The sequence below is a fragment of the Candidatus Krumholzibacteriia bacterium genome (genome assembly GCA_035268685.1).
Lineage (GTDB): Bacteria > Krumholzibacteriota > Krumholzibacteriia > JAJRXK01 > JAJRXK01 > JAJRXK01.
This window is the reverse complement of the sequence record DATFKK010000045.1, coordinates 1-21,598: the sequence shown is the minus strand read 5'-3', so window position 1 is coordinate 21,598 and position 21,598 is coordinate 1. Positions and strand designations below refer to the sequence as shown.

Here is a 21,598-nt window from a genome sequence, read left to right as displayed (position 1 = left end):
CCGGGCCTGGGTTCGGTGACCACTCCACCGAGCGTCGCCGGCGACCCGTCGCGGCCGGGGGAGACGGCCGCCGTCGCCCGCGCCGCCACCTACCAGGTGCAGACGAGCGTGGTCAACCGCATCTGGTACAACGCCACCTGGCGCGACGACATCGGCTACGGGGTGCTCGAGGGCGATGCGCCGTGGTCGACGACGGGCAACTATCTCGGCCCGCCCACGGTCGGCGATCTCGACGGCGACGGCGACCGCGAGATCGTGGTCGCGAGCGGCGCCCCGCGATTCGTGGGGAACGCGACCTACCTGCACGTCTATCCGCACGCGCCGTCGGCCGGATCGGAGGTCGTGCGTCAGGTCTACGGACTGACGTCACTGTCGATTCCCGCGCTCGGCGACGTCGACGACGACGGCGACCTGGAGATCTTCGTCGGAGGAATCGCGGGAACCGTGCTCGGATTCGATCACGAACTGCAGCCGCTGCCCGGCTGGCCGGTCGACGTGCCGTCGGGTGGTGACATGAACGTCGGTGTCGCGCCGGTCACGGGATTCGCACGGGCCGAGGTGGTCGCCGCCGGTGGGTCCACGATCACCGTGCTCGGACGCGACGGGACGACGCGGCCGGGCAGCTGGCCCTTCGTGGCACCGACGGGAGTCGTGGTCGGCCGGCCGGCCGTCGGCGACGTCGACGGGGACGGCGGCGTCGAGGTCGTCGTCGGCCTGACCGCGGGTGTCGCGGTGCTCAACTCCGACGGCACCCTGCGCGGCGTGCTCTCCCCGCCGGGCCAGCCCTCGGCCAGCGTGAGCATGGCCGACGTCGACGACGACGGCGATCTCGAGATCTTCGTCCCGCTGCAGGGCGGCCTCGTCCACGCCATGCACCACACGGGCGTGGCCATCGATCCTGTCTTCCCCTTCGACACGACGATCGACGAGCCGGTGTCGCCGGTGGTGATCGCCGACGTGCTCGCGCCGGGTCAGCCCGCGCTGACCTTCAGCGTGGACCGCCGGGTATACGCCATCGGGACCGACGGTACGGCGCTGCCCGGGTATCCGCTGCTGCCCGTGGGGCTGGACGAGGCCGTGGGCCAGCCGGTGGTGGCGCGCGTGGCGCGAGCGAACGTCGACCGTCCGCAGATCGTCTTCGGCGACAACGTCGGGCAACTGCACGTGAACACCGCCCAGGCCGAGATCCCGCGCGACTGGCCGCACCTGTACTCCGACGTCCAGGTGTTCGCCCCGGCGGTGAGCGATCTGGACCTCGACGGCACCAGCGAGATGGTCGTGGTCGGTGCGTGGACCGTGCACACGCTCGACATGGGGACCACGCCGCTCGCCGATCCGGCGCGGCGGTGGGGACAGGTCGGCTACGACAAGGGCAAGACGAGTTGTGCCGATTGCGTGCCGCGGAATCCGACCTCGGTCGAGCCGGATCCCGGGGCGCGCTCCTCGGTGCTGGTGGAGTTCCGCGGTGGGTGGCCGAATCCGACGGCGAACGTGACGTCGCTGGACTTCACGCTCGCCCGCCGTGCGCCGGTGCGTCTGCAGGTCTTCGATGCCCGCGGACGGCTGGTGCGCACGCTGGTCGACGGCGAGCGCGTTGCCGGACCCCACGCGGTGGTGTGGGACGCGACCGATGCGACCGGGGCGGCGGTCGCGTCGGGAGTCTACCGCGCGCGGCTGAGGGTCGGCGACGGCGCGCACGAGGTGCGGGCGGTGGCGATCGTGCGGTGAGACGAATGCGGATCGATCGGTCGGGGAGAATCGATCCCCACCACCCATCTCATCCGGCCGCGACGACGCTGGATCCACGCATGTCGACGCTCCCCGGCGATTGCCCCGGCCTCCCGAACACCGTTGCGGAAGACGTTCGGGAGCCTCTTGGGCTCGAGTGTGTCATCGCGGTGACGATTCCAGCAGGCTCGCACCGACACGTCACCGTCGACACGAACGACATGCACGCAGCGCCCACCGGGAGGCACTCACGTGGGTCACGCAGGAGGCACACCCACCGACGGACCTCGTTGCGCGGTGCCTTCCCACGGATCGTTGCCGCCGATGCGGCGCAGGTGGGCGAGGATCCGGTCGACGATCGCGACGTCCTGGATCACGGCGACGCGGATCATCTCGACGCCGCAGTGCGGTCGGTCGGGATCGACGTGGCATCGACCGTCTCGGTGTACGCGCGCGATACACCCACGGTGGACTTCGGCGGTGGGGTAGGGGAGACTCCGCCCCGCCGTCGTCGTACGACCTCCTCCACCGAAGCGCGGTGTCGCCCGACCCATGAAGAGCCTCGTCGCTCAGACCACTCATTTCCTGAAGCAGGACACCACCCGCCGCAACCTGGTCGCCCTCGGGCGTCTGCTGCTGGTGCTGGCGGCGATCGTGGCCTTCTACAGCGTGATCTTCCACGTGCTGATGGTGCGGGAAGGGCGTGATTTCAGCTGGTTCACGGGCGTCTACTGGACGCTGACGGTCATGTCGACGCTCGGCTTCGGCGACATCACCTTCACCTCGGACCTCGGCCGCTTCTTCTCGATGGTGGTCCTGCTGACCGGGACCGTGTACCTGCTGATCCTGCTGCCGTTCTCGTTCATCCGCTTCTTCTACGCCCCGTGGATGGAGGCCCAGGCGGAGGCGCGCGCGCTGCGCAAGGTGCCCGAGGGTACCCGGGGCCACGTGCTGCTGACCCACCACGACGGGGTGTCCACCACGCTGATCCGCGAGCTCGGCGAGTACCGGATTCCCTACTTCCTGATCGTGCCGAACCTGGCCGACGCGATGCGCCTGCACGACCAGGGACTGAACGTCGTCGTGGGCGACCTCGACGACCCGAACGTGTACCGGCGACTGCGGGTGGACCGCGCGATCATGGTCGCGACGACGGCCAGCGATGCCGTGAACACCCACGTGGCCTTCACGGTGCGCGAGCTGACCGAGACGGTGTCGATCGTGGCCACGGCCGACGATCCGGCCTCGGCCGACATCCTCGAACTGGCCGGCTGCTCGTGCGTGCTGCAGGTGGCCGATCTGCTCGGTCAGGCCCTGGCGCGGCGCACCTACGGGAGCGACGGCCGGGCCCACGTGGTGGGGCGCTACGGCGAACTGCAGATCGCCGAGGCCACGGTCACCGGAACGCCCATGGTCGGTCACACGCTCGAGGAGATCGGGCTGCGCCGGGATCTGGGACTGAACGTCGTCGGGGTGTGGGAACGCGGATTGTTCGAGACCGCGCGGCCCGAGTCGGTCCTCCACGAGAGCACGGTGCTGGTCCTCGCCGGGACGCGCGAGCAGCTCGAGCGCTTCGACGAGCGGTACCAGACCTACCGGGCCTCGGACGCTCCCACGGTGATCATCGGTGGGGGACGTGTGGGCCGTTCCGCGGCGCGGATGCTGACCGAACGCGGGCTCGACTACCGCATCGTCGAGCAGGATCCGGAGGTGGCGTCCGGGTCCGACGAGTTCGTCGTCGGCAACGCCGCCGAGCTGGAGGTGCTCAAGGAGGCGGGCATCGACGACGCCCCCACGGTGATCATCACGACCCACGACGACGACATCAACGTCTACCTCACCATATACTGCCGGCGCTTGCGTCCGGACATCCAGATCATCAGCCGGGTCGCGCTGGGGCGCAGCATCTCCGCGCTCCATCGCGCCGGGGCGGACTTCGTCATGTCCTACGCGTCGCTGGGCGCCAACGCGATCTTCGAGTACCTCGAGCGGGGCGACAGCCTGATGGTCACCGAGGGTCTGGACATCCTGAAGTTCCGGATGCCCGCCTCGCTCGCCGGCAGGACCATGGCCGAGGCCGGGATCCGCCGCCGCACCGGATGCACGGTGGTGGCCCTCGAGGTCGACGGCGAGACCCAGGTCACGCTCGATCCGACCACGCCGCTGCCGGCCGACGCCGAGATCATCCTGATCGGGAGCGCCGAGGGGCAGAGCCGGTTCCTGAAGACCTTCGTGTGAGGAGTCGATTCCCGTCGGGATCGCCAAGGGGTCGTTCCGTGGTCCTGCCTCCGATCCTCTCTGCGAGTCCATCATGCGTCTGTTCTCCGCCATCGTCCCGCCCGAGCACGTCCGTCGCGACGTCCACGCCACGCTCGAGACCGCGCGCGAGGGTCCGCGTCTCCGCTGGACGGCACCCGAGCGCATGCACCTGACGCTGGTCTTCCTCGCCGACGTCCCGCCGGCGCACCTCGAGCGGGTGGTCGCGTCGGTGGACGCGGCCGCCGCGACGGTGGGGCCGTTCGACCTGGAACTCCACGGTCTGGGCGCCTTCCCGAAGCCCGCGCGGCCGCGGGTGTTCGTGATCGACGTGACGGAAGGCCGCGAAGCGCTCGGCGCCATGCACCGCGCGCAGGCCCGGGCCCTGGCCGACGCGGGTGTCGAGGTCGAGGACCGGCCGCTGCGCCCGCACCTGACGATCGCGCGCCCGAAGCGGCCGCCGCACCGCGAGGACACCGAAGCCCTCGTGCGCGAGCTCGAGCCATGGCGCTGGCGCTTCCGTGTGGAACAGGTCGAACTGATCGAGAGCCAGCTCCGGCCCGAGGGGCCGCTGTACACGGTGCGCCACGCGACGGGCCTGTCCGGGCCGAGGCGCTGATCCGCCGGCGTGGCCGGCCGACCCTGTTGCGTCGGCCCGACCCGCGTGCTAGTGTGCCGCGCGCGGCAGCGGGTCGGGATCGACCGCCGCCGGGGCCCGACCTCCCGCCCCGGAGCGCACGATCCGAAAAGGTCCATGCCCAGCGAGCCCGCCCCACGGCTCGCGGCCCCAGTCCGACCGGCTCACCTCCCGTCGCAGCTCCCGGCGCGCGTCCCCGCGTGTCCGGAATCCGAACATGGTCCTCCCGGACCCCTACGTGAACGAGAGGCATCCGCCCATGGCCAGAGATCCCCGCGAAGAGCGCGCCCAGGCACTGGAGCTGACGCGCGCCCAGATCGAGAAGCAGTTCGGCAAGGGCTCCATCATCCGCCTCGGTGACGACGGCGCGGTCGAGCCGGTCGAGAGCGTTTCGACCGGCAGCCTGAACCTCGACATCGCCCTCGGCATCGGCGGTCTCCCGCGCGGCCGCGTGGTCGAGGTCTTCGGACCGGAGGGCAGCGGCAAGACCACCGTCTGCCTGAGCACCGTCGCCAACTGCCAGCGCAAGGGTGGCGTGGCGGCGTTCATCGATGCCGAACACGCGCTCGATCCCACCTATGCCCGCAAGCTGGGCGTGGACGTCGACAACCTTCTGGTGAGCCAGCCCGACACCGGCGAACAAGCGCTGGAGATCTGCGAGATGCTCGTCCGCAGCGGTGCGGTCGACGTCGTCGTGGTCGACTCGGTGGCCGCGCTCACCCCCCGCGCCGAGATCGAGGGCGAGATGGGTGACAGTCACGTCGGCCTGCAGGCCCGTCTCATGAGCCAGGCCCTGCGCAAGCTCACCGGCGCGATCAAGAAGACCAACACCATGGTCATGTTCACCAACCAGATCCGCATGAAGATCGGCGTGATGTTCGGCAACCCCGAGACCACGTCGGGCGGCAATGCCCTGAAGTTCTACGCCTCGATCCGCATGGACATCCGACGCATCGGCGCGATCAGCGAGGGCGAGAACGTCACCGGCAGCCGCGTGCGCGTGAAGGTGGTGAAGAACAAGGTGGCTCCCCCGTTCAAGAAGTGCGAGTTCGACATCCTCTACGGCGAGGGCATCAGCCGTGAGGGCGACCTGATCGACCTGGCCGTCGAAGCCGACGTCGTACGCAAGAGCGGCGCGTGGTTCAGCTACGGGGACGATCGCCTGGGCCAGGGCCGCGAGAACGTGCGTCTGTTCCTGAAGGAGAACGCCGATCTGCGGCACGAGATCGAGGACCAGGTCCTCGAGCACTATGGCGTGAAGCCGAAGGCCGAGGATTCGAAGGCAGAGGCCCAGGACAAGACCGACGCCAGGACCGACGCCAAGACCGAAGCCAAGGCCGACGCCAAGGCCGAAGCCACCGGCAACGGCAAGGCGAGCGGACGGACGGCCAAGAGCAAGGCCGCCACGAGCTGAGCGTGGACGCCGAGATTCCGAACGGGGCGGCGGTGCTGAGTGTCGTCGCCGACGAAGAACGAAGGGCCCTGGTGATCGAGCTCGACGACGGGTCGACGCTGATCACCGCACCCGACGCTCCGGAGGCCCGGGGGATCACCCCGGGCCTCGTGTTGAGCGACGCCCAGCGTAGGGGGCTCGACGCAGCGGCCGCGCGCAAGGAGATCGCCCGCAAGGTCTTCGACTGGCTCGATCGGCGACCCCGCTGTCGGGCGGATCTTCGGCGTCGTCTCCGCGACCGTGACCACGAGCCCGAAGCGATCGAGATCGTCCTCGATCGCTTCGAGGAGCAGGGGCTGGTCGACGACCGCGCCTACGCGCGGGCATGGGCCGAACAAGCGGTGCGGCGCAAGGGTGTCGGTCGGCGTTGGATCGAGGCGCGGCTCCGCCAGCAGGGGGTCGACGCGTCGCTGGCCCGTGAAGCATCCGGTATCGTCCTCGATCCCGAGTCGGAGCTGGAGCAGGCGCGTCGTGCCCTGGCCTCGCGACGGCTCGATCTCGACGACGAACGCCAGCGTCAGCGGGCCCTGCGTTTCCTTCAGCAGCGCGGATTCGGTGGGGCCACCGCTCGCGCCGCTCTCGCCGCCGACCCCGATGCCCCGGGAGCCGTGGAGTGAATGCCGCCGGAGCGCCCCTCGACGATCACGGCCGGGTCGCGTTGGTCCATGACTGGCTCACAGGGTACCGCGGGGGCGAGAAGGTGCTCGACGCGATCGCCGGTCTGAGTCCGCGGGCCGACCTCTACACGCTGATCCACGTCCCTGGCTCGACGCGTCCGACCATCGAGAACCGTCGCGTTCGCGCCTCCTGGCTGAACCGCTTGCCCGGCGTGGAGGACTACTACCGCTGGCTGCTGCCGTTCTTCCCGGGCTGGATCGACCGCCTGGACCTGTCGGACTACGATCTCGTGCTCAGTACCAGCCATTGCGTCGCCAAGGGAGCCCGCGCGGCTCCCGGCGCGGTGCACGTCTGCTACTGCCACACGCCCATGCGTTACGTATGGGACCGTTTCGACGACTACTTCGGCCACTGGACAGGCCCCCGGCGCTGGCTGATCGAGCGCGAGGCGGCCCGTCTGCGCCACTGGGACCGCGAGACCGTCGACCGCGTCGACCGCTGGATCGCCAACAGCCACTTCGTCCGAGACCGGATCCTCCGCTTCTACGAGGTCGACCCCGACCGGGTGGAGGTCGTGGTCCCGCCGGTCGACGTCGAACGCTTTCGGCCCCCGGAACCGGCGCCGGAGCGCGAGGATCGCTACCTTGCCGTGTCGGCCCTGGTGCCGTACAAACGCATCGATCACGCGGTCGAGGCCTGTGCCCGTACGGGGCGCCGGCTCGACGTCGCCGGTACCGGACCGGAGGAAGCCGCCCTGAAGGCCCGCGTCCGGGACCTGGGTGCCACCGATCGGATCCGGTTCCTGGGTTTCGTGCCCGACGACGAACTCCCCGGACTGATGGCCCGGCGCCGGGCCTTCCTGTTCCCGGGGATCGAGGACTTCGGGATCACGCCCGTCGAGTCGACCGCCGCCGGTCTGCCGGTGGTGGCGCGAGGAGTCGGCGGTGTGCTCGACTCGGTCCGCGACGGGGAGAACGGCGTCCTGTACGAGGGCGGGGGAGCCGAGGCCCTGGAGGCCGCGCTCGACGACTTCGAGGCGCGCGGCGACGTCTGGGACCGGCGGGTCATGTGGACGTGGGCCGAGGGATTCGCCGAGGGTCGGTTCGTCGAGCGCTACGTCGACGTCGTGGCCCGGGCGATCGCAGACGAGGGCCCGAAGCGCACGACCGGGAGGGACCGGGAATCGTGAAGGCCGAACCTGCCGCCGCGCGCCCGACGCGGCCGGCGACGGACCCGACGGTGACCGAAGAGGAGAGGCAGCGAGCCGAGGCCCGGCAGCGGGTCGGGAAGCGTGGGGACCTGATCTTCCCGGCGGTCCTGCTCGCCGTCGACCTCTTCATGCTCGAGGCTGCCTTCCAACTGACCTACGCCATCCGCTTCCTCAGCGGGTGGATGGCGTCGCCGCTCGGGATCCCACCGTACGGTCAATACCTGTTCACCAGCTTCGCTCTACTGGTGATCTGGGCCGGGATCTTCTACCAGAACGGTCTGTACGATCCGCGCCGCACCAAGTCCCTCGTCGACGACATCGAGGGACTGATCCGTGGCGTGGTCGTGGGTAGTCTCGTCGTGCTCGCGCTGGCCTTCTTCGTGCGCAGCGCCAGCTACTCGCGGACCTTCTTCGCGATCTTCTTCACGCTCAGCCTGCTCTTCCTCACGCTGGGGCGGGCCATGGCGCGGGCGTGGTTACGACGTTGGTTGCGGCAGGGGATGGGTGCAGTCCGCGTGCTCTTCCTCGGGGCCACGTCCATGCGTGGCCGCTTGCTCGAGACCTTCGACGCCCAGCCCGAGCTCGGACTGCAGCCGGTCGGACAGGTGGTCGACGAGGATCCCGACGGCGATTCCGACGGAAGCAGTGACGACTCGGGGCGCCACCTGGCGGTCCTCGGCCCGGTCGACGCGATCGATCGCATCGTCGACGAGCACTCCGTCGACCTCGTCCTGCTCACGCTTCCCTTCCGGCAGCTCCGGCGCGTGACCGAGATCGCCGAACGGCTGGGCGACCGCAGTGTCGACGTGCAGTTCGTGCCCGACATGAAGCGGCTGCACGCCAGCCGCATGCGCCTGCGCGAGATCGCCGGGGTCCCGTTCATCAGTGTGCGCGAAACGGGCCTTTCGGGCATGGATCGCATCGTCAAGCGGGCCTTCGACCTGGTCGGCTCCTCTGTTCTGCTTCTGTTGGCCTCGCCCTTCATGCTGGCGATCGCGGTTGCGGTGAAGGTCACCTCGCCGGGGCCGGTCTTCTACGGTCAGGAGCGACTGGGACGCGACAACCGCACCTTCCGCATGCTGAAGTTCCGGACCATGCGGGTCGACGCCGAGGCCCACTCGGGGCCGGTGTGGACCCAGGAGAACGACCCGCGCCGCACCCCCATCGGATCGTTCCTGCGGCGCTACAGTCTCGACGAGCTCCCGCAGTTCCTGAACGTGATCAAGGGCGACATGAGCCTGGTCGGACCTCGTCCCGAGCGCGAGATCTTCGTCGACGACTTCCAGGGACGCATTCCGCGGTACCTCGAACGTCACCGTGTGCGCAGTGGCCTGACGGGTTGGGCGCAGGTCCACGGACTGCGCGGGAACACGCCGATCGAGGTCCGAACGCTGTACGATCTCTATTACGTCGAGAACTGGTCGCTGGCCCTCGACTTGCAAATCCTGCTCCGTACCGTCGTGCACGTCCTGCGCGGCGAGAACGCCTACTGATCGGATCCGGGACCATGGCAGCCTTCGAACTCCTGCGCAGCATGCGTCCGCAGCAGTGGACGAAGAACCTCGTGGTCTTCGCCGCGCTGATCTTCTCGATGAACCTCACCCAGACCGATCTGCTCGTGCGGACCACGGTCGGATTCCTGGTGTTCTGTGGGCTGAGCGGTTTCGTCTACGTGCTCAACGACCTGAAGGATCGCGACAAGGACCGCGTCCACCCGAAGAAGAGTCTGCGACCGATCGCCTCGGGTCGCCTGTCGGTCACGAATGCGGTGATCGGTCTGGCCGTACTGCTGGCCGGTGGACTGACGGTGGCGGCGTGGTTGGGGCAGGGCTTCCTGCTGACCTCCGTGGCATTCGTCCTGTTGAACGCGTTGTACAGCTTCGTCCTGCGTTCGAAGGTCCTGCTCGACGTCATCGCGATCTCCACCGGCTTCGTCCTGCGCGCCCTGGCCGGGGCCGAGGTCCTGATCGGCGCGGGGACCGACGTACGGATCTCGCCCTGGTTGCTGCTCTGCACCTTCTTCCTGTCGTTGTTCCTGGGTCTGGGAAAACGTCGGCACGAATTGAAGTCCGTGTCGCACGAGCACCGCCGGGTGCTGCGCGCCTACAGCGTGGAACTCGTGGACCGTTTGACCACGGTGACGGTGGCGATCACCGTCCTCTGCTATTCCATCTACACGATCTGGCCCGACACGGTGGAGAACTTCGGCACCGAGGCCCTGGTCTACACCGTGCCCTTCGTGTTCTTCGGCCTCACGCGGTATCTGTACCTGGTGACCGAAGAGGACAAGGGTGGCGATCCTTCGGAGATGCTCCTGACCGATCGTTCGATCAGTACGACCGTCGTGCTTTGGGTGCTTGTGGTCGTCTGGATCGTCTACGGTGGATGAGCCGAGCCCGGTCGTCGCCGTACCCGCACCAGCGAGAGGAGGAGGAGTCGCCATGCCACGATCCCGCGTCGTCGCGATCCGTACCCAGCCGGAAACTGTGGGCGAAGACGTGGCGCGCGCGCTGCGTCTTCTGCGGACGCGTCGCGCACCTTCGACGCTGGGGACGTGGGTGATCTTCGACACCCCGCGGACGGGACCCGGGACCGCCACTCCGCCATGGACCCTGGACGCCGTTCTGTCACTGATGGTCGATCGAGCCGGCACGGACCGACCGCGCGTGGGTTCGATCGGCTGGGATCCGGAGCGGACGGCGGACGAAGCGGTTGCGCGTGTCCTGGCTCGGCACGGTCTGGGAGCAGAGACGCTCGTGCCCGAAGGGGAGGAAAGCCGGCGTACGGTTCCCGACGTCGACCTGCCGTGGTTGCGCGGACAGCGGGCAGTCGATCCCAGCGTCGACGCCGATCTGGCGGGCCGCGACCTGATCCGTTGCGGAGCGCTGGTCCGGGATCCGGATCTCGGTCTTCGCGGAGCCGTCGACGGTGCGCTGCGCACGGTGGCCCGACCGGACGAACTGCATCGCCGCGATCCACAGACCATGATCGAATCGATGCAGCTCCACGACGCCGTCTTCGCCGGCACGGTGCACCTTCTCGACGCCACGGTTTGCGGTGCCAGGGATCCCGGACGGCCGCCGGTCGTTCACGACCTGCTGCTGGCCGGGTCCGATCCCGTCACGCTCGATGCCGTCGCCGCGCGTGTTCTGGGATACGACCCCGAGCGTATTCCGTGGTTGCGTGGCCTGGCCGAGGCCACGCGCCGGGAGCTGACACCGGGCTCGATCGAAGTGACCGGTGGAGGGCTCGATCTGTCGGCCACCGCGGGAACCACGCCCCACGGCGGACGCGCGCTGGCGATCCGTCGTGGAACCGGGCGCGCCGCGGCGGAGTGGCTGCGTCGCTTCGATCCCGCGCGCTGGCTCGGGCGTCTGCGCCGTCGTGGATGGATCCGCACCTACGAACGCACCCCTTGGGGGCGACTGGACGAGGACTATCGCCGGGCGGGCCGCCCGCGGATCGGGGGAGCATGAGGGAGAAGATCGTCGCGCGCACACCGGCCAAGGTGAATCTCCACCTCGAGGTGTTGTACCAGCGCGAGGACGGCTACCACGAGATCGAGACCATCTTCCAGGCGCTCGACCTGTACGACACGATCACGTTCGAGGCGACGAACGGTCCGATCCACGTGACGTGCGCGCAACCCGGCGTGCCGAACGATCGGACCAACCTCTGTCACCGCGCAGCGAAGATGGTGCGAAACCGTACCGGTGTCCGCGCGGGTGCTTCGATCCACATCGACAAGACGATTCCCGTGGCGGCCGGTCTCGGGGGTGGCTCGTCCGACGCGGCCGCCACGCTACTCGCCGTGCAGCGGCTCTGGGGACTCGACCTCGACGACGACGACGTTCTGCACATGGCCACGACGCTCGGGGCCGACGTGCCGTTCTTCCTGCGCGGTGGTGTGGCTCTCGGACGCGGGATCGGCGAGCAATTGACGCCGTTGAATGCGAGTGGAATGGGTGTCTTCCTGCTGGTGACTCCGCCCATGTCGTTGTCCGCCGCAGACGCCTACGAGGGCCTGAGAATGGGGTTGACGCGTCATACACCCAAAGTTAACCTCCAGACGATCAAGGCCCTGCTCTCGCGCTTTCCCGACCGTATGTGGCCTGGTCACAACCGTTTGGCAGACTTCGTCTTTCCGACCCATCCGCAGCTCCGTCGATTGCATCTCATGCTCCTCGACACCGGCCCGCGGTTGGCGATGCTCAGCGGAAGTGGTCCCACCGTCTACGCGGTCTACGCTACGATCGAGGAAGCCGAAAGCGCCCGGGAACGCCTGTCACCCACGGGGTATGCAACGAGGATCGCCCGGCCGATACGTCATGGCGTGACTCTGATCGACTCGTGATGGTCGGCTCCCGCTCCGTCCCGGTGCCTTATCGTTGGTCGGAAGACTTCTTTCCGGGTTCCGAGGACCAGCCGAACGGCTGACACCCGGGGGCCGACGCTCGAGGGATGGTGAGCGGTGGAGATCACCGAGATTCGCATCACGCTTCGCGACGACGAGAAGTTGAAGGCCTTTGCCAGCATCACGCTCGATGGCATGCTCGTGATCCGTGGTCTCAAGATCATCGAAGGTGCGAACGGGACCTTCGTTGCGATGCCGTCGCGGCGTCGCAAGGACGGCAGCTTCCAGGACGTGGCCCATCCGATCAACCGCGAGACGCGCGAGTGGCTCGAGGGGGCGGTGATCACCGCCTACAAGGAAGAGCGCACCCGCATGGGAGCGGGCGCGGTGCAGGGTGCACACGATTCCGGCGAGGATCATGGCGATCAAGGCGAGTTCGCGGCAGAGGATGCCTACTGATCCGTAGCTCGGAACATCGATCCTGCGAACCGACTTCGGAAGGTCCGCGGGAGCCGTCGCGGGTTCTCCGGAGCCGGGGAATCCGCTGTGTTCCTGCTCCAAGGGTTCGAACGCGATTCGCCCCGCTCGTAGCCGAAGGACGAGACCGGTGCCGATGGGACGACGTCTGCGAGTGCTCTCGGGCCGAGGTCACGAGGACCTCGCCGTCAGGATCTGCAAGTACCTCGACGTCTCGCTGACCGACGTCGACATCCACGCTTTCAGCGACGGCGAACTCCGGGTGAAGATCCAGGAGAACATTCGCGGCGCCGACGTCTTCATCATCCAGCCGACGCAACCCCCGGCCGAGAATCTCCTCGAACTGTTGCTGTTGCTCGACGCCGCACGCAGGAGTTCGGCGCAGCGGATCACCGCGGTGGTTCCGTACTTCGGTTACGCCCGGCAGGACCGGAAGGACCAGCCGCGCGTTCCGATCTCCGCCAAGTTGATGGCGAACCTCATCACCACGTCCGGCGCCGACCGGATGCTGACCATGGATCTGCACGCAGCGCAGATCCAGGGGTTCTTCGACATCCCCATGGACCACCTCTACGCGGCACCGGTCCTGCTCGAGCACTTCATGCACGCTCGCGACCTCGACCGCCTGGCGGTGGTGGCGCCCGACGTCGGTTCCGTGAAGATGGCCCGTGCCTTCGCCAAGCAACTGGGGGCCACGCTCAGCATCATCGACAAGCGACGCCCTCGGCCGAACCAGGCCGAAGTGGTCAACTTCATCGGGGACGTCCGTGATCGCGACGTCGTGATCTTCGACGACATGATCGACACCGCGGGGACCATGTGCGACGCGGCCAAGGAGCTCGTGGCGAACCAGGGCGCGAAGCGTGTCGACGTCTGCGCGACCCACCCGCTGCTGAGTGGCCCCGCGCTCGACCGCTTGAACGAGGCACCGGTCGGGGAGGTCGTCGTGACCAACACCATCCACTTCGACCGTCACGACGAGTGCGCGAAGATCGAGGTGCTCGACATCTCGCAGCTCCTGGCCGAGGCCATCAAGCGGATCCACCTCGAGCAGAGCATCTCGTCGCTGTTCCTGTGAGCGGTTCGCCGGAGCAGCCGGGGCTTCCGTCACGGCTCCGATCCGTGTAGACTCCTCCGTTCCCGGTCGCCGGTCCAAGCTGGCGGTGGCCGGGTCGTGCGACTAGGATGTCGCGGGTTGTGCCGCGGCCACCCTTCCGTCGTCCTCCCGGACGCGGTCGGTACCGCCGCCGGCACTCGTTCCCTTCGGTTCCACGAAATCGCCGTCGCCGGGGCCTCGCGGCCCGGGTCCGGCGGATTTCCGCGCCCGCGGAGACGGGCGCGACCCAACAGAGGACGAAGACCACATGGCTACCGTGAATCTGGCCGCCCGTCCGCGCGAGGGCGCGGGCAAGGGAGTGGCCCGCAAGATCCGTCAGGCCGATCGCGTTCCCGTGATCGTCTACGGCTACGAGACCGACCCCTTCATGTGCAGCGTCGACGCCGCCGAACTGCGGAAGGCGTTGGGGACCCGCTCCGGGTCCAACGCCGTGATCCGTCTCGACCTCGAGGGGTCGGACTGGGACAACGCGGCCATCGTGAAGGAGATCCAGCGGCACCCCGTGTCGCGCGACATCGTCCACCTCGACCTCCTGGCCATCGACCTCAACGTGCCCGTCGAGGTTTCGGTACCGGTCGCGGCCAAGGGCACCCCGGTGGGCGTGAAGCTCGAGGGTGGTGTGTTGAGCTGGGGCCGTCGCGACGTGACCATTCGCGTCCTGCCGACGCAGATTCCCGAGGACATCGAACTCGACATCTCGGATCTGCACATCAACGATGCTCTGCACATGAGCGACGTGCCGGCCGAGGGTTTCGAGGTCGTCGACGACCTGGAGCTGACGATCTGCAGCGTGGCCAGCACCAAACTCGAGGTCGAGCCCGAGGGCGAGGAGGAACTCGCCGAGGGTGAAGAGGCCGAGGCTGCCGAGGGCGAGGGCGAGACTCCCGTCGCCGAGAGCGAAGGCTAGTCGTGGACACGCCCGCCCCCGGTCCCGGACCGGTGGCGGACGGCGATCGAGTGGTGTTCGGCCTGGGGAACCCCGGTTCACGGTACCGCCACACCCGCCACAACCTGGGCTTCATGCTCCTGGACCGGCTCGAGGCCGACCTGGGGTGGAAGCCCTCCGCGGGGCGCGGCGACTACCTGCTCAGCCAGGGTGACCTCGGCGACCACCGCCTGGTCCTGGTCCGTCCCACGACCTTCATGAACCGCTCGGGGCTGGCCGTGACCCAGGTCCTCGAACGCGAAGGTCTGGAGCGACCCGGGATCCTGGTGGCCGTGGACGACGTCGCGATCGACCGGGGCCGGCTGCGTGTGCGCCGCTCGGGGGCGCACGCCGGCCACAACGGACTGCGGTCGATCCACGAACGACTCGGAAGCGGCGCGTATGCCCGTCTGCGCCTGGGGTGCGGGCCGCCACCGGAGGACGAGGATCTCGCCGACTACGTCCTGTCGGAGTTCGACGACGGCGAGTGGGACGACGTGGAGTCGATGCTCGGACGGGCGGCCGAGGCCGTTCGCAGCTGGGTCGTCGACGGGGTCGAGGCGACGATGAGTCGATTCAACGGTTAGGCGCTGCGCGCGCTCCCCTGGTCGCGGGTTGGTCCCCGCAGAGTTCACGAGAGAGGACGATTCGATGGACACCTTCCTGATCGCTGCCGGCGCGGCGAGCCTGCTGGCCCTGATCTTCGCGTTCGTGAAGTTCACGGGCATCATGAAGCAGGACGCCGGGTCCGACCGCATGCAGGACATCTCACGGCAGGTCCAGGAGGGCGCCGCGGCCTTCCTGAGCGCCGAGTACAAGTGGTTGGCGGTCTTCGTGGTCGTGGTGGCGATCGCGATCGGCGTTTCGCCGAGCGACAGCGGTCTCGGCCCGCGGACTGCGATTTCCTTCGTCTGCGGTGCCCTGGCCAGCGCCCTGGCCGGATGGTTCGGCATGTACACGGCGACCCGCGCCGCGGTGCGCACCACGCAGGCCGCCCGCGGTGGTCTCATGCCGGCGCTGAGCGTGAGCTTCAGTTCCGGTGTGGTCATGGGCATGAGCGTGGTCGGCCTGGCCCTGCTCGGTGTCGTGATCTTCACCACGGTGTACTCGGGCGGCGAGGGCTTCAGCGCCAAGGTGCTCGAGCACGTCCTCGGCTTCAGCTTCGGCGCCAGCTCGATCGCTCTCTTCGCCCGTGTGGGTGGCGGCATCTTCACGAAGGCGGCCGACGTGGGCGCCGATCTCGTGGGCAAGGTCGAGGCCGGGATTCCCGAGGACGACCCGCGCAACCCCGGCACCATTGCCGACAACGTCGGCGACAACGTCGGCGACGTCGCCGGTATGGGGGCCGACCTCTTCGAGAGCTACGTGGGATCCCTGATCGCCACCATGACCCTGGGGGCCTTCCTGTACGCGGGCCAGGAGTTCATGAGCAGCATGGTGCTGCTGCCGCTCGGTATCGCGGCTCTGGGAATCGTCTCCTCGATCATCGGGACCTTCTTCGTGAGGGCCAAGAGCGAGGAGGGCGTGCACAACGCCCTGTTCATCGGTCTGATCGTCGCGTCGGTGGTGGTCCTGATCGGTGGCTACCTCATGATCTCCACCATGAGCTTCCCCGAGGGCGTGAGTGGTGTGAACCTCTTCGGCGCCATCGCCGCCGGCCTGATCGTGGGGGTGGCGATCGGCAAGATCACCGAGTACTACACGAGCACCGAGACCAAGCCGGCGCAGAACATCGCCGAGCAGAGCCAGACGGGCAGTGCGACGAACATCATCCACGGTCTGGCCACGGGCATGGAATCGGTGGCGCTGCCGGTGGTCATGATCTGCATCGGAATCTTCGTGGCCCATATGCTCGGCGGAGTGTACGGCGTGGCCCTGGCCGCGGTCGGCATGCTGAGCACTCTGGGGATCTCGCTGGGCATCGACGCCTACGGTCCGGTGGCCGACAACGCGGGCGGCCTGGCCGAGATGGCCGAGCTGGAGCCCGAGGTCCGCAATCGCACCGACGCGCTCGACGCGGTGGGCAATACCACGGCCGCCATCGGCAAGGGATTCGCGATCGGATCGGCGGCACTCACCGCGCTGGCCCTGTTCAATGCCTTCTGCACCCGTGCGGGTCAACTCCTCGCCGGTTCCGGAGCGCCTGACCTGCTCGACAGCACGGGCAGTCTGAACCTGAACATCAACAGCACCGACGTGATCCTCGGCCTGCTCATCGGTGGGTTCCTGCCCTTCCTGTTCAGCGCGCTCACCATGCGGGCGGTGGGCAAGGCCGCGAACAAGATGGTCGACGAGATCCGTCGGCAGTTCCGCGACATCCCCGGTCTGCTCGAGGGCAAGGCCGCGCCGGACGCTGCACGGTGTGTGGCCATCTCGACCGAGGGGTCGCTGCGGCAGATGGTCGTGCCCGGTCTGATGGCCGTGGCGGCACCGATCGTCGTCGGTCTGTGGAGTGTGCAGGCGCTCGGCGGCCTCCTGGCCGGTGCACTGGTCACGGGCGTGATGATGGCCATCTTCATGGCCAATGCCGGCGGTGCCTGGGACAACGCGAAGAAGTACATCGAGGGTGGCGAGTACGGCGGCAAGGGCAGCGAGGCCCACAAGGCGGCCGTGGTCGGCGACACCGTGGGTGATCCCTTCAAGGACACCTCGGGCCCCTCGCTCAACATCCTGGTGAAGCTGATGACCGTGGTGGCACTGGTTTTCCTGCCTTGGTTCGTCGGCTAGTTCTCCGGGGCGGGCCGTGCGCCCGTCCCGTCTTGCGAGCGCCGTGACGGCGCTCTACACTGGACGGCTCGGTCGCAGACCCCCTCGGGGGCGAGCGGCCGGCCATCCGTCCCTGCCCGGACGCATCGCCGCGACGTCGCGGAGGTCGAGCCGGGCCGCCTGAGTCCACAGGGAGGGCCAAGCGTGCAGAAGTACGAGTGCGTCATGGTGTTGCATCCGGGGATCTCGGAAGCCGACGCCACGGCGATCGTCGAGCGCTTCCAGAGCTCGGTCACCGAGCACGGAGGCGAGGTGCAGCTCCACGACCATTGGGGTCGCCGCGAGCTGGCCTATCCGATCGAGAAGCAGACCAACGGCGACTACCATCTGCTCAAGTTCACCGCCGACAACTCGCTCGTGGTCGCGGCCGATCGCGACCTGCGCCTCGACGACAAGGTGCTCCGTCACCTCATCGTGGTCGACGAGCAATGGGCCGAGCGCAATCGCGCCAGCCAGGCCAAGCGCGGCAAGCTGAGCGCCGAAGGTGCCGGCGAAGAGGAAGAGGAGGAGTAGAGCATGGCCAGTCGCAAGCGTGACAACCGTCGCAAGAAGAAGCGCGCGGATCGGCGGGGTGGAAAGCCCAAGAAGTGCTGGTTCACGGAGAACGCGATCGTGGCGATCGACTACAAGGACATCGATCTGCTGCGACGTTTCGTGAGCGAGCGCGGGAAGATCTCGCCGCGTCGCAACACCGGCACCTCGCCGAAGATGCAGCGTGAGCTGGCCAAGGCCGTGAAGCGGGCCCGCCACCTCGCCCTGCTCCCGTTCGTGAAGGAATACTACCGCTAGGGGGCCGACCATGCAGATCATCCTGCTGCACGACGTCGACAAGGTCGGCCGTCGCGGCGAGACCGTGAACGTCGCGAACGGATACGCCCGGAACTACCTGTTCCCTGAGGGCCTGGCCGTTCGTGCGGACACCGCGAAGAAGAAGGAACTCGAGATCCGTCTGGCTGCGTTCGAGGCTCGTGACGACCGCGACCGCAAGTCGGCCGAGGAACTCGCCGAGTCCATGAAGGACGTCGCGGTGAAGATCTCGGCCGCGGCCAGTGACGAGGACAAGCTCTACGGCAGTGTCACGGCCCAGATGATCGCCTCGGCCCTGGTCGAGAAGGGTCATACGGTCGAGGCCAAGCACGTGATGTTGGACGAACCGCTGCGTGCGCTGGGCAACTACACCGTTCCGGTGAAGCTGCACCGCGACGTGACGGCCGAGGTCCAGGTCTGGATCGAGCGTCCGTAGATCGTGTTCGGTGCCGGGGTCGTCGAGGGGCGACGCCGGCGCCGACGGTTCGAAGGGTCCCACACCAGGGAGACGAAGATGTCGGTCCCGGCGCACATCTTCCGCGAGTACGACGTTCGTGGTGTCGTGGACACCGATCTCCGACCGGACTTCGTCCTGGCGCTCGGCCGCGCGCTCGGCACGGCCTTTCGGCGCGCGGGCGCGACCCGGGTCGGGGTCGCCCGCGACGTCCGGCCCAGCGGGGTCGAACTCCGTGATCAGCTCGTACGCGGGCTGCGATCGACCGGCTGCGACGTCGTCGACTACGGAGCGGCACCCACGGGTGTGTTCTACCACGCCCAGGCCACCGGCGAGGAACAGGCCGGTGTCGTCATCACCGGCAGCCACAATCCTCCCGAGTTCAACGGTTTCAAACTCGTCCTCCACGGCGGCAGTTTCTTCGGTGAGCAGATCCAGGATCTGCGGCGACTGATCGAGGCCGAGGACTACGAGACGGGTGAAGGGTCCTCGGGCGAACGCGACGTGCTCGGTCCCTACGTCGAGGACGTCCGATCGAAGGTTTCGATCGATCGACCGGTGCGCTTCGCCTACGACAGTGGCAACGGCGCGGCGTCGCTCGTGGCCGCCCGCCTGTTCGCCGCCCTCGGGCAGGAACCGGTGGCGCTCTTCGACGAACCCGACGGCACCTTCCCGAACCACCACCCAGACCCGACCATTCCCGAGTACCTGAAGGATCTTCGCCGGCGTGTCGTCGACGACGGTCTGGAGTTCGGGATGGCGTACGACGGTGACGCCGACCGGGTCGGCGTGATCGACGATCGTGGCGAGATCCTCTGGGGCGATCGCCTCCTCGTGCTCTTCGCGCGCGACCTGCTGGAGCGCTCGCCGGGGGCGACGGTGATCCACGACGTCAAGTGCAGCCAGACGCTCACCGACGCCGTGAACGCGGCGGGCGGCGAGGCCATGATCTGGAAGACGGGCCACTCGCTGATCAAGCAGAAGATGAAGGAAACGGGTGCGCCACTGGCCGGCGAGATGAGCGGTCACCTGTTCCTGGGCGAGAACTGGTACGGCTTCGACGACGCGCTCTTCGCGACCGTGCGTCTACTCGAGATCGTGGCGCGTCACGACCGACCTCTGAGCGAGTTGCTCGCCGACGTTCCCACTCTGCACGCAACGCCGGAGATCCGGGTCGACTGTCCCGATGCCGTGAAATTCGAGGTCGTGGATCGCGTGCGCGAGCACTTCCGCGGGCGGGCTCCCATCGTCGACATCGACGGTGTCCGTGTGACCTTCGACAAGGGCTGGGGGCTGGTCCGGGCGAGCAACACGCAACCGGCGCTCGTGATGAGGGTCGAAGCGGATGACGCCGAGACCCTCGGCGCCTACCGCGATCGGATGGAGGATGCGATCGCGAAGGCGCGGGCCGAGGTCGGAGACGCGGGGGCATGAGCGGGGCTCCGCACGCCTTCGTCCTCGCGGGCGGACGTGGAACCCGTTTCTGGCCCTTGTCGCGACGCGAGCGTCCCAAGCAGCTGCTGGACTTCACCGGCCAGGGCTCGTTGTTGGCGCTCACCTGCGAGCGCCTGGAGCCACTGGTCCCGCCCGAGAACCAGTGGGTCATCACGAGCGCGGACCTCGTGGACGCGGTTCGCGAGGTCGTGCCGGAGATCCCCCCCGCGCAGGTCCTGGCCGAGCCCACGGGGCGCAACACCGCGCCGGCGGTCGCTCTGGCCGCAACCCTTCTGCTCGAGCGCGGCGAGGACGTGCCGTTCGCCGTACTCCCGAGCGACCATCTGATCACCCCGGCGACCCAGTTCCGCGAGCGCCTGGGCGAGGCCTTCGATATGGCGCGCCACGGCGAGCATCTCATCACCTTCGGCGTCCGCCCCGATCGGCCCGAGACCGGCTACGGGTACATCGAGACGGGCGCAGCGGTGGAGGGCGCGGCCGAGGCGCTGCGCGTGGCGGCCTTCCGCGAGAAGCCCGACCTGCAGACGGCCGAGAGTTACCTGGCCTCGGGGCGCCATCTCTGGAACAGCGGCATGTTCGTGTGGCGTGCCTCGGTCGTGGCCGCCGGACTGCAGGAGCACGCTCCCGGCGTCGTCGGGCCCCTGCGGGAGCTGGCCGGCACCGCGCGACCGGGAACCGAGGCCTTCGGGCCCGCGTTCCAGAAGGCCTACGAGTCGGTCCCGTCGATCTCGATCGACTACGCGCTCATGGAGAAGGCCGACGACGTGGTCGTGCTGCCGGTTACGTTCCGCTGGAACGACGTCGGGCACTGGGCTGCCATGCGCGATCTCTGGCCGCACGACTCCGAAGGCAATGCCTTCCGCGGCCGGGTGGTCGCGGTCGACGCGGCCTCGAACGTGGTGCACGGAGAAGATCGGCTGACGGCGCTGATCGGCGTCGAGGATCTCGTCGTGGTCAGCACGGATCGGGTCACCATGGTCTGTCCGGTGGACCGCTCGCAGGACGTCAAGAGGCTGCTCGAACGCCTCGAGGTCGAGGGCCTCGATTCCTATCTCTGAGGATTCCCGTCGTCCGGGCCGCCATGCCCGGTCGGCCCGCATCGGAGGAATGCAACGTGCGAAGCCATCTGCATCTGTTCGTGTCCACCGGCCTGCTCGCCACCGCGTTGCTGGCGGTCGGATGTGGGGGAGGCACCGAGACCGCGTCCGAGTCCGGAGGCGCGGAATGGGAGGGGCCCGGAGGTGATTTCAGCCCGGTGATCGCCCGGGTCGGCGACCTCGAGATCACACAGGCCTACTTCGACTTCCGCTACGACAACCTCTCGCCCGGCGAGAAGGCGCG

Annotated in this window: 22 protein-coding genes; 21 read left to right on the top strand and 1 reads right to left on the bottom strand. The window is 68.3% G+C overall.

Annotated elements, in window-relative coordinates:
* A partial coding sequence (locus VKA86_05135; protein HKK70581.1) for a FlgD immunoglobulin-like domain containing protein occupies positions 1-1,728 on the top strand: 1,728 nt, incomplete at its 5' end.
* Positions 1,729-1,985: 257 nt separating this feature from the next.
* Here the strand turns inward: VKA86_05135 and VKA86_05130 are convergent.
* A complete protein-coding gene (locus tag VKA86_05130; protein ID HKK70580.1) occupies positions 1,986-2,120 on the bottom strand; it encodes a hypothetical protein in 135 nt (44 codons plus the stop codon).
* Positions 2,121-2,280: 160 nt separating this feature from the next.
* Between VKA86_05130 and VKA86_05125 the strand changes: the two genes are divergently transcribed.
* The 20 genes from VKA86_05125 to VKA86_05030 form a co-directional block, all read left to right on the top strand.
* Positions 2,281-3,966: an NAD-binding protein gene (locus VKA86_05125; GenBank protein ID HKK70579.1), complete on the top strand. Its 1,686-nt coding sequence runs from the start codon at positions 2,281-2,283 to the stop codon at positions 3,964-3,966.
* Positions 3,967-4,039: 73 nt separating this feature from the next.
* Positions 4,040-4,603, top strand: coding sequence for an RNA 2',3'-cyclic phosphodiesterase (gene thpR / locus VKA86_05120; GenBank protein ID HKK70578.1), 564 nt, complete (start codon positions 4,040-4,042; stop codon positions 4,601-4,603).
* Positions 4,604-4,880: 277 nt separating this feature from the next.
* Positions 4,881-6,035 (top strand): recombinase RecA, encoded by a 1,155-nt coding sequence (gene recA / locus VKA86_05115; protein ID HKK70577.1) that lies wholly within the window; start codon positions 4,881-4,883, stop codon positions 6,033-6,035.
* A 2-nt stretch (positions 6,036-6,037) separates the two neighbouring features.
* A complete protein-coding gene (locus VKA86_05110; GenBank protein ID HKK70576.1) occupies positions 6,038-6,691 on the top strand; it encodes a regulatory protein RecX in 654 nt (217 codons plus the stop codon).
* Complete coding sequence (locus tag VKA86_05105; GenBank protein HKK70575.1) at positions 6,688-7,881, top strand: glycosyltransferase; 1,194 nt, start codon at positions 6,688-6,690, stop codon at positions 7,879-7,881. The genes VKA86_05110 and VKA86_05105 overlap by 4 nt, the downstream gene beginning before the upstream one ends.
* Entirely contained in the window at positions 7,878-9,395 is a 1,518-nt protein-coding gene (locus VKA86_05100) for an undecaprenyl-phosphate glucose phosphotransferase (protein HKK70574.1), read from the top strand. The genes VKA86_05105 and VKA86_05100 overlap by 4 nt, the downstream gene beginning before the upstream one ends.
* A gap of 14 nt (positions 9,396-9,409) precedes the next feature.
* Complete coding sequence (locus tag VKA86_05095; protein ID HKK70573.1) at positions 9,410-10,291, top strand: decaprenyl-phosphate phosphoribosyltransferase; 882 nt, start codon at positions 9,410-9,412, stop codon at positions 10,289-10,291.
* Positions 10,292-10,343: 52 nt separating this feature from the next.
* The gene (locus VKA86_05090) at positions 10,344-11,378 is read left to right on the top strand and encodes a hypothetical protein (protein HKK70572.1); all 1,035 of its coding nucleotides are present in this window, start codon (positions 10,344-10,346) and stop codon (positions 11,376-11,378) included.
* Entirely contained in the window at positions 11,375-12,256 is an 882-nt protein-coding gene (gene ispE, locus VKA86_05085; GenBank protein HKK70571.1) for a 4-(cytidine 5'-diphospho)-2-C-methyl-D-erythritol kinase, read from the top strand. The genes VKA86_05090 and ispE overlap by 4 nt, the downstream gene beginning before the upstream one ends.
* A gap of 117 nt (positions 12,257-12,373) precedes the next feature.
* A complete protein-coding gene (locus VKA86_05080; protein ID HKK70570.1) occupies positions 12,374-12,715 on the top strand; it encodes a SpoVG family protein in 342 nt (113 codons plus the stop codon).
* Positions 12,716-12,869: 154 nt separating this feature from the next.
* Positions 12,870-13,811, top strand: a complete 942-nt coding sequence (locus VKA86_05075) for a ribose-phosphate pyrophosphokinase (GenBank protein HKK70569.1) — start codon at positions 12,870-12,872, stop codon at positions 13,809-13,811.
* 286 nt (positions 13,812-14,097) lie between these two features.
* Positions 14,098-14,757: a 50S ribosomal protein L25 gene (locus VKA86_05070; GenBank protein ID HKK70568.1), complete on the top strand. Its 660-nt coding sequence runs from the start codon at positions 14,098-14,100 to the stop codon at positions 14,755-14,757.
* A 2-nt stretch (positions 14,758-14,759) separates the two neighbouring features.
* Positions 14,760-15,362 carry an aminoacyl-tRNA hydrolase gene (gene pth / locus VKA86_05065; GenBank protein ID HKK70567.1) on the top strand — a complete coding sequence of 201 codons (603 nt, stop codon included), beginning with the start codon at positions 14,760-14,762 and terminating at the stop codon, positions 15,360-15,362.
* 64 nt (positions 15,363-15,426) lie between these two features.
* Positions 15,427-17,502, top strand: a complete 2,076-nt coding sequence (locus tag VKA86_05060; protein ID HKK70566.1) for a sodium-translocating pyrophosphatase — start codon at positions 15,427-15,429, stop codon at positions 17,500-17,502.
* Between the two features lie 183 nt (positions 17,503-17,685).
* On the top strand, positions 17,686-18,054 hold the full coding sequence (gene rpsF, locus VKA86_05055; protein ID HKK70565.1) for a 30S ribosomal protein S6: 369 nt from the start codon (positions 17,686-17,688) through the stop codon (positions 18,052-18,054).
* 3 nt (positions 18,055-18,057) lie between these two features.
* Positions 18,058-18,330, top strand: a complete 273-nt coding sequence (gene rpsR, locus VKA86_05050; protein ID HKK70564.1) for a 30S ribosomal protein S18 — start codon at positions 18,058-18,060, stop codon at positions 18,328-18,330.
* A gap of 10 nt (positions 18,331-18,340) precedes the next feature.
* Complete coding sequence (gene rplI, locus VKA86_05045; GenBank protein ID HKK70563.1) at positions 18,341-18,784, top strand: 50S ribosomal protein L9; 444 nt, start codon at positions 18,341-18,343, stop codon at positions 18,782-18,784.
* Positions 18,785-18,862: 78 nt separating this feature from the next.
* Positions 18,863-20,236, top strand: a complete 1,374-nt coding sequence (locus tag VKA86_05040) for a phosphomannomutase/phosphoglucomutase (protein HKK70562.1) — start codon at positions 18,863-18,865, stop codon at positions 20,234-20,236.
* Complete coding sequence (locus VKA86_05035) at positions 20,233-21,315, top strand: sugar phosphate nucleotidyltransferase (GenBank protein HKK70561.1); 1,083 nt, start codon at positions 20,233-20,235, stop codon at positions 21,313-21,315. The genes VKA86_05040 and VKA86_05035 overlap by 4 nt, the downstream gene beginning before the upstream one ends.
* 56 nt (positions 21,316-21,371) lie before the next feature.
* Positions 21,372-21,598: hypothetical protein (locus VKA86_05030; protein ID HKK70560.1), on the top strand; the 227-nt coding region annotated here is incomplete at its 3' end.

Coding starts and splice junctions, on each gene's coding strand:
- VKA86_05060 (HKK70566.1), top strand. CDS start 15,427: ATGGACACCTTCCTGATCGCTGCCGGCGCGGCGAGCCTGCTGGCCCTG.
- VKA86_05090 (HKK70572.1), top strand. CDS start 10,344: ATGCCACGATCCCGCGTCGTCGCGATCCGTACCCAGCCGGAAACTGTG.
- VKA86_05040 (HKK70562.1), top strand. CDS start 18,863: ATGTCGGTCCCGGCGCACATCTTCCGCGAGTACGACGTTCGTGGTGTC.
- thpR (HKK70578.1), top strand. CDS start 4,040: ATGCGTCTGTTCTCCGCCATCGTCCCGCCCGAGCACGTCCGTCGCGAC.
- VKA86_05070 (HKK70568.1), top strand. CDS start 14,098: ATGGCTACCGTGAATCTGGCCGCCCGTCCGCGCGAGGGCGCGGGCAAG.
- VKA86_05035 (HKK70561.1), top strand. CDS start 20,233: ATGAGCGGGGCTCCGCACGCCTTCGTCCTCGCGGGCGGACGTGGAACC.
- rpsR (HKK70564.1), top strand. CDS start 18,058: ATGGCCAGTCGCAAGCGTGACAACCGTCGCAAGAAGAAGCGCGCGGAT.
- VKA86_05130 (HKK70580.1), bottom strand. CDS start 2,120: ATGATCCGCGTCGCCGTGATCCAGGACGTCGCGATCGTCGACCGGATC.
- recA (HKK70577.1), top strand. CDS start 4,881: ATGGCCAGAGATCCCCGCGAAGAGCGCGCCCAGGCACTGGAGCTGACG.
- VKA86_05125 (HKK70579.1), top strand. CDS start 2,281: ATGAAGAGCCTCGTCGCTCAGACCACTCATTTCCTGAAGCAGGACACC.
- rplI (HKK70563.1), top strand. CDS start 18,341: ATGCAGATCATCCTGCTGCACGACGTCGACAAGGTCGGCCGTCGCGGC.
- VKA86_05095 (HKK70573.1), top strand. CDS start 9,410: ATGGCAGCCTTCGAACTCCTGCGCAGCATGCGTCCGCAGCAGTGGACG.
- ispE (HKK70571.1), top strand. CDS start 11,375: ATGAGGGAGAAGATCGTCGCGCGCACACCGGCCAAGGTGAATCTCCAC.
- VKA86_05075 (HKK70569.1), top strand. CDS start 12,870: ATGGGACGACGTCTGCGAGTGCTCTCGGGCCGAGGTCACGAGGACCTC.